Origin of the sequence: Thalassotalea loyana, assembly GCF_030161435.1 — a bacterium.
Lineage (GTDB): Bacteria > Pseudomonadota > Gammaproteobacteria > Enterobacterales > Alteromonadaceae > Thalassotalea_G > Thalassotalea_G loyana.
Window position 1 is genome coordinate 748,273 of record NZ_BSSV01000001.1, and the last position, 12,188, is coordinate 760,460.

The following is a 12,188-nucleotide window of genomic DNA, read 5'->3' on the forward strand; positions in this document are numbered from 1 at the left end:
ATTGAAAAGAGGGGAGAGGATATACCCGAGGCAATAAAAAGCCCTTTACGTTTTTAACGTAAAGGGCAAAGGGAATTTGATATTATTGTTATTGTGACTGATTAACGTTTAATGCTACGTGCTCGTGTTGTTAATAAGCCAAGAGCAATTAACAATAAGTAACCAAAGCTACCGCCACTACTTGGCGCTGGTGGAGGCGTTGGCTCCGGGTCAGGTGTCACCACGATAGGTGCTGCCGCAACATTTACGTTAAAGTGTGTACTTGTTTGATGAACACCGTCAGAGGCCGTTACTGATAACTCAAAGGTACCCGTCTCTGTTAGCGTACCTGAGATAGTATCACCTGAAACCGTTAAACCGTCGATGCCGGCAACAGTAATTGTCAACTCTGCAGATTCAGGGTCTGAGAATACGCCTGAAATATCGACATTTAGCTCTACACTGCCAGATTGGGTTAGTTGAGTATCGACATCCGCAATTGTTTCAATCACTTCTGGTGCTAGATTGATTTCTTCGTTTTCAATGCCTGTTAATTGAATTAGCGTACTACCAATATTACGTTTTAGGCCTTCTGTTGATCCCATTTCCAATAAGCCGTAATAAACTTCATTAGCTTCTATTGCTTGTTCTTCTTCTGTCGCTGTTAGATAGCCATTGATCGTTAAATTCACATCAAAAACTTCATCTGTAGCAACGCTTGAGGGGGCTTCAATATCAAATGATGGATCGTCTGTGTAGCCGATTTGAGTTACTTCTAGCGTGACATCATCCATTTCACCTGCAATAGAGCCCGTATAGTTGTGTGCAAAAATCCAGTATTGACCTGCAATTGGTGTTTCAACGATACATTCCTCATTCGAATCAACGTTGCCTGAGATACATGCTAGTGAGTAGAATAATTCTACGGCACTTGGGATTCCGTCGCCGTCTTCATCTATACCAACAAACAAGTCCATATCAGGTGCAGTTGTATCTGTTATTTTGACAATCAAACGTTTTGTATATGGACGAACAATCGTTTCCTTGATAAACAAGTTATCTAAATTTGCTGTTGGAGAATCTTTTTCACTGTTTGTTGAAGAACCACGTGCTGTGCCTGTGTAACTCTGCGCTTTAAATAAGCCAAAACCTTTTGCTTGTAAATCGTTAGAGCCTGAGGTTACGACATCTTCGATAACGACTTGATTGTTTACGTTATTCACTTCTGCGGTTACTCGGTCAACAACAACACCTGCTTTAAATGCGATAGTTGCTTGCAAATGTGCATTACTGATCGAGCTTTCACTTGGTGTTAGGTTTACGTAACCGTGGACCCACTCGTCAACTAAATCAATATTTGACGTTGCAGTAATCGTTAGCTCCTGGCTTTCACCTGCTTTGATAGTGAAAGATGCTGGGCTAACTGATAGTGAGAATCCATTGTTTAAGGTTTCATAGCTTGCTGTCCAAGTTGCATCTACTGTAGCAGTTACCGTGCGCGTCCATGAACAAGATGTAACACAGTTGTTATTTACCATAGCTGTTGTGTTTAATGAACCAGGATCACCACTTTGATATGGATCTGCAGCTAGGTATTCTTCTTTCGTAATATCAAGCAATAAGCCCGCGTTAATAGCATTGTTTACACGGATACTACCTGCACCTTGATCGAAGAAATCAGAGCGCTGTTTTACTCCATCGTAGTCATCATCCTTGTATGTTTCCTGATGTGCAGTCGACATAATTGCTGATTGCACTTGAGCAGGGGTCCAGTCAGGGTGGATAGCATGAATTAATGCCAACGCTCCAGCAATATGAGGTGATGACATTGAAGTCCCGCTAATAGCTGCGTATGGAGTCGTTTCAGCACCATCGACAAAAGGCATGTCTTCTGCCCAAGCGGCATAAATATTTACACCAGGGCCGGCGATATCTGGGGCAAAGATATTAGTAAATGGCGCATTTGGTCCACGAGACGTGAAGTCACCAGCTATATCAGCAACACCAGGATCTTTAATCATTTCTGAACCTGAAATGGTTGCACTATGGTTATCACCTGAGGCCAACCAATCAGTAATTGTTTGGCCGTCAACCGCATCAACGTGGATAGCTGGCAGTACATGAGTGTCAGCATTAACTGTTTCTGCACCATCTTCGACATTGATTAAAATTAGGCCTCCAGCACCGCCTTCTTTAACATTTAACCCTTTGCGAACACGAGCAATTTCACCTCGTTCACAAACTACGATTTCGCCACTAAATGTTCCCGCTGGAAATGGTTCTAGACAACTCGCATCACCAAAATCTTCTGCAGATACAATAGTACCTGTGTATGACCCTGTAGCGCCGGCACCTGTTATTGTTTCGGGAGTTGAGCTTCCGCCGCCAAAACCTGACAAGGTATTTTCAGAAAAACTTTGATCGTGAGTATATGCTGCTACCGTTGTAATCCATGGAGAGTTCCCTGGTGCACCAATAGTAGACGCTTCAGGGCCTGAGTTACCTGCTGATGTTGCAACATGAATACCTGCCGCTCGAGCATTTAAAAACGCAATCGAGTCAATAGACTGCCAAGGGTCTCGAGCGCTTCCGCCCACTGAATAGTTAAGGACCTTTACACCATTATCGATAGCGTGCTCAATTGCTTTTACCGTTAGCTCAGAATAACAACCATTGTCATCACAAACCTGGTAACTTACGATATTTGCATGTGGTGCAACACCACTAATTGCATCGTATGTAAAACTGCTTTTTTCAGCTATCACGCCAATGTCATCTTGCACCGACATATACAAATCTACGTCATTTAAAATGTTACCTGCAGCAGTCGATGCAACGTGTGAGCCATGACCATTAAAATCGTAACCTACAACTAGCTTATCTTCTAAATCATCAAATGCATCATTTACAACATTAGGTCGGTTATTTGTGATTTCAGGGTAACTGACAATACCAATAAGCTTGTCATTACAGAATTTTTCATAAGTTTGACAATCACCTAGATAAACACCTTCACCAAGGGGGTTTGTGTGATCGTATCCGTCGCCACCTACATCGGCAAATGATGGGTGTAACGCATTAATACCCGTGTCAATGATACCGACAATTACACCTTCACCCTGAGAGGCGGAATGCTCACCAACGCCTGCCCATGCTTTCTTAGCACCGATAAATTCAGGGCCTGATGCAGTGTGTAGAAAATGCATTCCTACTTTTTGAACGTTACGTACTTCTTTTTGTTGTAATAATAGAGTCGCTTCTGCAGGCGTCAATTCGACAGCAACAGCGTTTAATACAGTTTGATAGTTATGTTTAGGCGCAAATTCTCGGCCTAGAATGCGTTTTGCTTTTAGTGCAAAGGTGTCTTGCTTAGCTTTTAGATAAGATTTGTAGCGAATACTTGAAGACGATTTTACATTTAACACACCTTCGCTAGTTGCATTTGCTGAATTAGATTGAATGCTTGTCGCCGGGTAACCTGTAACACCGCCTTGGTAATCGGCTAATGCGCTATCCGTAAACTGTACATAGTATAGTGAATCTGTGCGAGCTTTCTCGCCACGAATAGTCTTAATTCGTTCTTCAGTTGGGTTAATTTGATGCGTTGGCTGAACGTCATCGTTACTTGCGATCGCTTGTTGAGATAGAACTCCAGCTGCAATCATTGCTAAATAAGAAACTTTAAAATTCATAATTGATTCTCGAATAAACATAAAGGGAAGCTCATTCGAGCTTCCCTTGATATGTTTTAATTAATGACGACGACGGAAAGCAACTAGGCCAGCAAGAATAGCTAAAATGCCACCCATGCTACCACCACTGCTACCAGTGTCTGCTTCTTCGGCTGATACTGAGAAGTCAGCTGACGTTTCATTTACGCCGTCTGAAGCTGTTACGGTTACTACATAGTTACCCGCTTCAGCAATAGTGCCACTAACGGTTGTGCCATTGATGCTAACACCTGTTAAACCAGGAGCGCTTACGCTGTAAGTTAAGGCATTACCTTCTGCTTCAACAAATACGCCTGCGATATCGAAACTAAACGAAGTCGCATTGTCACCAGAAACCATAACTTTAGGTATTACCACAGCTGCAGCCGCTTCTGCCATAACCTCTGGTGCAACATCATTAATATCTTTAACGTATACCGTCACCATTTGAGGTGTGCCAGTGCCATTGCCTTGTTGAGCCATTACCTGTACTTCGTACATCGTTTGGTTCTCATAATCAATTGCATCTGGGTTAGCAATGTATAACTCATGTGTTTCTTGGTTTATAGCAAATGGAGAACCAGGAATAACATTCATGATATGTAATTCGTGCGGTGTCCACTCTGAATCACCAAATGCGAAGAAGCCCGCTGTGTCTAGTTTAATTTGGCCAACAACGGTGCCCATTTCAGCATCTTCATCAACTGAGAATTTTTGGCCGCCACGAACGTCAGCGTGCACTGCACCATCTTCGTCGTCAAAATCAACAAAACCACGTTCAAAGAAGTTATCATCAGTACTAATCACCATAAACTCGCCTTTTGGGCCACCAAATAAGTCAACTTTTGCTGCAGCAATGGTAACTTCTTCGCCAGGTGCTGCTGTATATGCGTGACTTAATTCAGCCGTTTCTAATGGGTTTTCTTCAGATGTATTACCGAAACCAATACGTACAGATTTATCAACGGTAACCACTTCACACCAAGTGCCTAACCAACCAGTTTGGCAAACTTCTTCTTCTGCGAAGTAACCGCCTTTAACCGGGTTAAATTGAACGATTGGCTCACCTTTATCACGAATTGCATCACGGTCAGTTTCAAGGTGGAAACCTAAGTTTTGATCAAAGTCTTCTACAGAATCTAATTCGTGGTGATACATTTCATCAATACAGATTTCAGAAACAACATTTGTACCGTCGTTTGAAAAACGTACTGGTAGTTTTGACTCAGTGTAACGACCTGTAGGGTTCGTCCAATCGTATTCTTTGTTGTAATCAATGTAGAATGTTGCTGGTTGGCCTTGACTGTTTAACTGAACAAATGGTTGGTTAATAACTTGCGCTTCATCCCAAATATTAATGCCATTGAATGCTTCATTTGCACCATTGTCTAAAACAATTTGCTCGTGGAATAAGTCGTAGAAGAATAATGGCGCACCAATTTTGTCCATGTAATTAGCTAAAGCTACGTTTGCCGGTTGGAAAAAATTAACCGCGATAGATAATTTTTTACCTGAACTACACATCGCTTCATCGTAAAGACCACCACCGACTGCGCGAATTTTATGACCAGCTGTGTTCTCTTTTCCCACTGGTTCATTAGTGTTGAATTGAAATATTGGGTAAGCTTCAAACGTTGTAGCCGACTGTGACTCGTTTACAAAAGATGAAGATAAAGCACGATAGGTTTTATTGCCCCATTCACCATCAGGGTAGTATTGCTCTGCCCAAGTTAATGCGCCCCATTCAGTTCCGCCTAATTCTTCATTCCATCCTTTATAAATCGGCCATTCAGTAGCAACTGCCATTTTATCAATTGTGGTTTCGTTACGCGCCTGAATCATCCAGCCAACATTAATTTCAGGGTTCCCTTCTGATGTTAAAGTAAAGTATCCGTTAACTTCCGTTGATTTTAAATTTTCAGGTGTGTAATCAGCAGTTGATTGTAATGGCCATTCAGGAAGCATTGTGCCATCGATATTAACTTCAATTGCAACTTCAACAGATGAGTTAGCTGGCACATTTACGCTCGCCGGGTAATTAATTTCTAGCGCGTCGTGAGCCGCTTTTTCCCCATTCATCATGTAGCTCATGTTGTATGTTTGAGCACTATCTGAAAGGTTACGCAAAGTAATGTATTTTGTTACACGCTTTTGTTCGCCAACTTCATGGAAACCAAATTGAACATATGGTTGGTAGCTTGATTTTTCCCATACAATTACAGGAGATGAAATAGCAGCTTCAACGTCTGTAAGACCATGACCAATCAATAGTAGCTCAGCCATTGCACTTTCAGGGGTTGCGTATTCCATTATGTTGCGTTCAGAAGCAGTATTTGCCAACAACGCTTTAATTTCTGCTGGCCCTAATGATGGGTTAGCACCTTTAACAACGGCCGCTGCTGCTGCAATTTTAGCCGCTGCTGATACTGCGTCAGTGCGCATACCTTTTGTTGCTGCGTCAGGATCTGCATTACTGATTTTTGATACCGGAATATCGTTAGCAATCGCCATAACCTCAGGCTTTAACGCCTTTGAACCACGAATTGGTCCAAGTGGTGACCAATCAGCCGCACTTAAGGTGTCATTATCGGATAAAATAGCAGAACCCACAGTAATAGCGTTTGTTGCTGCGCCTTCAGTTGACGTCCAGCTACGGAAACGGTGCTCTGTATCATTACCGTCGAGGTCTTGCATACCGCCAGCGCCAGCATGAGTAACTATGGTCATTCCTAACGCTGAAGCGCGTTGGATAATATTCTGAACAATTGTCGAACCACCTGCGCCACCTGCTGCAGTTGGATCAAAGAATGCAGCACCAGAACCAGCATCTAGTAAAACTATATCAACATGATCTGAGGTATCGCCGTCTTCATTTGGATCAAGTGCATGCTCTATCGCCATCATCACATAGTCTGAAGTTGCACTGCGAACATCAAATTGTGTTGGATCCCAGCTGTAAGGTGAGATATTCGTTACTTTGTAAGCAAATAGTTTGGCTGAAGGCGCCAACTGATGAACGATACTTGCTAGTTCGGTACCCATACCTGTTGGGTACTCCCAGCCACTCCAATGCGAACCAATTAAGTTTTGGTCGATTGGGTTGGCATCTTCACCGTAGTTTTCACTGTTGAAATCTTTACCACCAATAACCACATCTGTCGGGAAACCATCATAACCTGGAATTGCATCGGCTGATTCGTCAACATCTGGTGTTGTCGGGTCATCTTCAACTGCTGGAATCGTTGGGCCTACTGCTCCATTTTCAAAGGCTTCCATGTAACTGCCAGCTAAAGGAGGTGTTTCAGGGTCACCATCGTCACCATATTCCCCGCTTCCGCCGAAAAATGACGAAGTATAATCAATACCTGTTGAAATGATTGCGACAGTAGCGCCTGCACCAGCATCACTGCTGCCAGTTAACGGTTCCATCATGACAATTTCTTCAGAAACAGCTTCACTGCGTTGCTGGTTCGATAGTGTGTATGACTTGTTGTTCTGTGCAAGTGATGTTGTTCGTACAACTTCGTTTACCGCAGTAACACCTGAAATTTGCTGTAATTGTTCTTTAGTGATGTTAGCGCTTGAAACAGTAATGAAATTACCTAATAGACGAGACTGACCAATAATGCGAACTTGATTATCAAGTGACTGGATATGATTGATAATACTTTGCTGTTGTTGTGCAACTAAAGCTGCTTCATTCTTGTAGTTGTGTTTACCTTTTACGTAGTTATTCAGTGCGGGAGCGTGTGAAAGGTGAACGGTAAACTCTACTGTTTGAGCCTGAGTTTGTTTAAAGCCTACACGTGATTCTGCATGGGCACTTGTATCGGCGATAACATTACCCGTCAGTAATGCACCACTGATGCATAGCGCTAATGCGCTTTTGTTAAATCTCATTGACATGTTTCCTTTGATTGTTTTTTTGTTATATCGCGGCGTATTTTTTATTGTTTTTATCCGCTGAGTTTTTTGTAACGAACAAAAAAAACATGAACAATAGTCGTCCCGTCTAATTAACCTCGAAATTACTTCCATTTAACTTCTAATGGACTTCTAAAAAAGTTCTATTTCCTTTTAAAACAACATCTTAATTGTGGTTTTGATTGTTGTTGATTTGTGAGTAATGTTGCATGGGAAGCTAAATGTCTTACTGAAACCGACCCCAAAAGAGCTATAAATAGCTGTCTATTTAGTCAATTAATTAAGGGCAAGGATAGTAAAGTCTAATCAACTAGTGGTGATGTAAAGAAACTGGAATAGCATTTATATCTGCTTCGTTAGTGATTTTTAACGTTGCAATAAATTTGTCCTTTGTGCCAGGTGAAATGCCAAAATATTTACGGATTGTATTTTTGGGGAATGTTGAAAGTATCTCTAATGAGCCATCTTGGTTTATCTTTTTAATCTCATCAGTAAATCTATTTCGATAGACATAATAGAGTGCGTCATCCATGCAATAAAAAGCACCATAATCATAGGCAGCAAGTTCATTTGTCACTAAAGAGTAGCTCATTGTTCTAGGATTGAAGCGCCAAATGCCTGGTTGATTTAATCGCGTCACAAAGAGGTCACCATTTTGAGCTTCGATAGCATACTGTTCATTTGTTTGTGTGATTCTTGTAACTTGAGAGGTAGCGATCTCTATATTGTATATACCCGACTGCTCTCCATTAGAACTAAAAAAGTAAACAGATTTGCCATCATTCGCCCACGAGAGGTTTTCAACCTGTAAACCACCGGTATCTAGCTTTTGTAATTGCTGACTTTCAAAAGTGCCGAGGTATAGGCTAGTTGAGGCATTATCTGATTTCGTTATTTTGACGACATATTGTGATTCATCCGGCGATACCGCAGGTACTGTCACGTTGCCTAGATCTTTTGTTAAGTTAACACTGTTTAACTTACCCTTTAACCATATAGACCACATGCCACTTCGGTTTGATAAAAACATTATTTCATTAGACTTTGACAGATATCTTCCATACATATCGCGTGATGAAGAGGAGACGCGACGTGATATTTTCGCGGTTTCAAAATCCACTAATGCTACATACTCTTTTGATATATGTTCAGAGATGGCAAGTTGATTGGTTCGTTTATTTAGACTGATTGTACTGGGTAATGTTCGATTTGCGATATGGAGTGTTTGATTGTTATCCAAGTCGATGTGGTCAATCACAAACTGCCCATTTTGGGCATAATTAACGATTACCGCATCGTGATCTGAACTCATAGTAATATCAACAATTGATACTTGCCCACCTAATATCGTTTTGAATTTCCCACCAGCATTTACAACAACGTTATAACTTTGGGAGCCTTTTTCTCTAATGAATACTAATTTTTGGTTGTCTGCAGTCAACTGCGGAGCAAAGTCGGTTTCGTGGACTTGTGGAAATGTAAGCTGTTGCTTATCGCCTGTCTCAAAATCATACTTAAATAGCGCAGCAGCACCGGCTATACGTTTTGAGTAAATCAAAAAATCATTTGCTGTACTTGACCACGTCACTGCTTTTCTAAAAGGCTGATAATAACATCCTGTGTCGATCATTACGTCTTTGTTGGTATCGAGTTCACGTACTCGTATTTCACATTCCCTTTCCTCCGTCAGTCGAAGGTAAGCTAATCGTTTATCATCAAATGACCAAGCTGGCGATGTTTCTTCTTGATTTCCCATTGAGATCAAGTTTAGAGAAGCTTGCTCATCAACTAGACTTTTAATATAGATTTGTCCTTTTTGACCTTCTCGCAACCACTGAAAAGCGATACGTTGACCCGAATTCGAAATAGCAGGGTGCTCTTCAATACCCTCAAATGTTGTAATACTTGTATTTTCAACTGGAGGCCTAACGGATGATTCAGGGGGAAGTTTTGCAAACAAATAAACGATTAAGCCTAACACTGCGAGTGCCGTTAATAATATTAGGATCTTTCTATTGTTAGTAGACTCTGATGGTGTGTTCTTTGAATATTCTGGTTCTGATGTCTCAACCGGAGTTGCTTGAAGTTTTAACTGATAACCGACTTTTGGTATGGTTTGAAATACTTCCTCTTCAATACCAAGTTCGCTAAATGCCTTACGTAAAGACCAAATTGCATTGGTAACACCGCGTTTACCGACACCTTCATTTCCTAACCATATTTTATCAATGGCGTCTTCTTTATTAACTATTTGTTCTTGGCTATTAAGAAACAACATCAAGTAATCAAAGACTTTTGCAGACAATTTAACTTGCTGATCACCACGCGACAACATCATCGTCTGGCAATCAAGGTGACAATCACGAATAGTGTACTGCAAATGGGTCATTTAATAATAGGTTTATAACGGTTAGTGATAAGCTTATAAGCTTTTTGAAGGGTTATAATAGGGGAAGAGTAGGCTAAAACTCAATAGCGAATCTGATTTTTGAGATATTTAGCCTAATTTATGCTGAATCTATGAGCGTTAAACGTTTTCTTTGAGGTATTGAAAAAGTGCCTTATATTGCTTACCTGGCTTTTCTACTTTGTGCTCTTTAGCTGCTTGTCGAACGAGCTGGCGCAATTTTTGGCGCTCTAGACCAGGATGTTCAGCTAACAAGGCTTCGATATCGTCATTGTTGCCCGTAACTAATTGGTCCCGAGTTTTTTCAAGCTTTGCAAACTCAAGGTTTTCTTGTTGGTGTTTATTAGCGAAAAAATCGAGTTTTGCATTGATAGCATCTATGTCGGCTTCGCGTAGCAACTTACCTAAGTATTGCATGTGGCGTTTATAGGCTTCATGCTTGTTTCTAATTCTGTCTGCTAATTCAAAAGCCTCTTGTACGTCTTCATCTACAGGAAGTTCATTGCGCTGTTTTTTAGGTAGAGCGGTTAATCGTCGACCGAGATCTTGCAACGCTAGTTTTTCTTGTTTTATTTCTGTTTTACTTTTTAAGTCTTCGTCGAAGAATTCGTCTTCATGTTCTTTGGTCATATCGGCAATTAATTACGTTGGTTTAATCCGTCGATTATACAAAAAAATCCACCGCGACTCCATTAACCTCTCGATCTTGCTGACAAAAAGCAGATATTTATCAACACATATGGTTATAATGCGCTATCGAAGTTTGAAGATGAGTCATTATGAACGACAAGGTAGATATTCACCAACAAATAGACGAAGTAAAACAGCGCGTTGCTAAGGTCTTAGAGCTTGCTAAATCGTTAGGCACAGACGGCGCTGAAGTTGCACTGAGTCGACAACAAGGGTTAAGCGTTGGTACTCGCTTAGGTGAAGTTGAAAATGTCGAATTTACTAATGATGGCGCTTTAGGGATTACGGTTTATCAAAATGGCCGAAAAGGCAGTGCCTCAACGGCAGACTTGTCTGATCAAGCATTACAAAAAACAGTAGAAGCTGCTGTTAATATCGCAAAATACACGTCTGAAGATAAATGCTCTGGTTTGGCTGACGCTGATAGACTCGCGTATGAGCCTCAATCATTGGATTTGTACCACCCAAAAGCGTTAACAACAGATGACGCTATTGAACTTGCACTTGAGTGTGAAAATCATGCGTTAAGTTATGATGAGCGATTAACGAACTCTGATGGTGCGACATTTGCAAGTTTTGAAGGCTTTAAGGTTTATGGTAACAGCCATGGTCAGCTAGTTGGTTTCCCAAGCTCTCGTCACAGCTTGAGCTGTGTCATGATCGCAAGTGATGGTGACGATATGCAACGTGACTACGCTTACACCGTCAATCGAAATTTTGATTTGCTAGATAGTGCGCGTTATGTCGGCGAAATGTCTGCCACAGAAACGTTATCACGTCTTGGCAGTCATAAATTAGCGACTTGTAAAACTCCAGTAATGTTTAGAGCGGATATTGCTAATACGATTTGGGGACATTTTATTGCTGCAATTAGTGGTGGTAACTTATATCGTAAGTCGTCATTTTTGTTAGATGCGCTAGGACAACAAATTTTTCCTGAGTTTTTATCTATTGAAGAACGTCCACACATTCATGGAGCATTAGCAAGTAACGCATTTGATAGTGAGGGTGTTGCCACACAAGATCGAGACATAATCAAAGCTGGTACATTAGAGACATTCTTATTAACGAGCTACTCTGCACGCAAGCTAGGAATGGAAACAACAGGCCATGCCGGTGGAATTCATAACTGGATAGTTTCTAGCCAAGGTGGCGATTTTGAAGCAATGTTAAATAAGCTCGGTACGGGGTTATTGGTGACAGAATTAATGGGGCAAGGTGTTAACGTGGTAAACGGCGACTACTCGCGAGGTGCAGCTGGCTTTTGGGTTGAAAATGGAAAAATCGTTTACCCAGTTTCTGAAATCACTATTGCTGGTAATTTACAGCAGATGTTCAAAGGTATTGTTGCAGTAGGCTCGGATATTGATATGAAAGGTAGCATCCGAACTGGCTCTATCATCATCGATGAAATGCAAGTGGCAGGCAACTAGCAACGACTATTGAATTGAACAAAGGGCACATTGAGTGCCCTTTTT

At 41.3% G+C, this 12,188-nt stretch carries 5 protein-coding genes; 1 reads left to right on the forward strand and 4 read right to left on the reverse strand.

The genetic code is table 11. The features are described from left to right. Positions 1-101: 101 nt before the first annotated feature. The 4 genes from QQK05_RS03165 to yjgA all read right to left on the reverse strand — a co-directional run bounded on the left by QQK05_RS03165 (position 102) and on the right by yjgA (position 10,650). Positions 102-3,671: a S8 family serine peptidase gene (locus tag QQK05_RS03165; protein ID WP_284295947.1), complete on the reverse strand. Its 3,570-nt coding sequence runs from the start codon at positions 3,669-3,671 to the stop codon at positions 102-104. Positions 3,672-3,731: 60 nt separating this feature from the next. Continuing rightward, positions 3,732-7,589, reverse strand: coding sequence for a S8 family serine peptidase (locus QQK05_RS03170; protein ID WP_284295948.1), 3,858 nt, complete (start codon positions 7,587-7,589; stop codon positions 3,732-3,734). Positions 7,590-7,923: 334 nt separating this feature from the next. Then, the gene (locus tag QQK05_RS03175; RefSeq protein ID WP_284295949.1) at positions 7,924-10,002 is read right to left on the reverse strand and encodes a winged helix-turn-helix domain-containing protein; all 2,079 of its coding nucleotides are present in this window, start codon (positions 10,000-10,002) and stop codon (positions 7,924-7,926) included. 138 nt (positions 10,003-10,140) lie between these two features. Further along, a complete protein-coding gene (gene yjgA / locus QQK05_RS03180) occupies positions 10,141-10,650 on the reverse strand; it encodes a ribosome biogenesis factor YjgA (protein WP_284295950.1) in 510 nt (169 codons plus the stop codon). A gap of 149 nt (positions 10,651-10,799) precedes the next feature. Here yjgA and pmbA point away from each other — a divergent pair, with 149 nt between their 5' ends. Then, on the forward strand, positions 10,800-12,143 hold the full coding sequence (gene pmbA / locus QQK05_RS03185; protein WP_284295951.1) for a metalloprotease PmbA: 1,344 nt from the start codon (positions 10,800-10,802) through the stop codon (positions 12,141-12,143). Positions 12,144-12,188 lie beyond the last annotated feature (45 nt).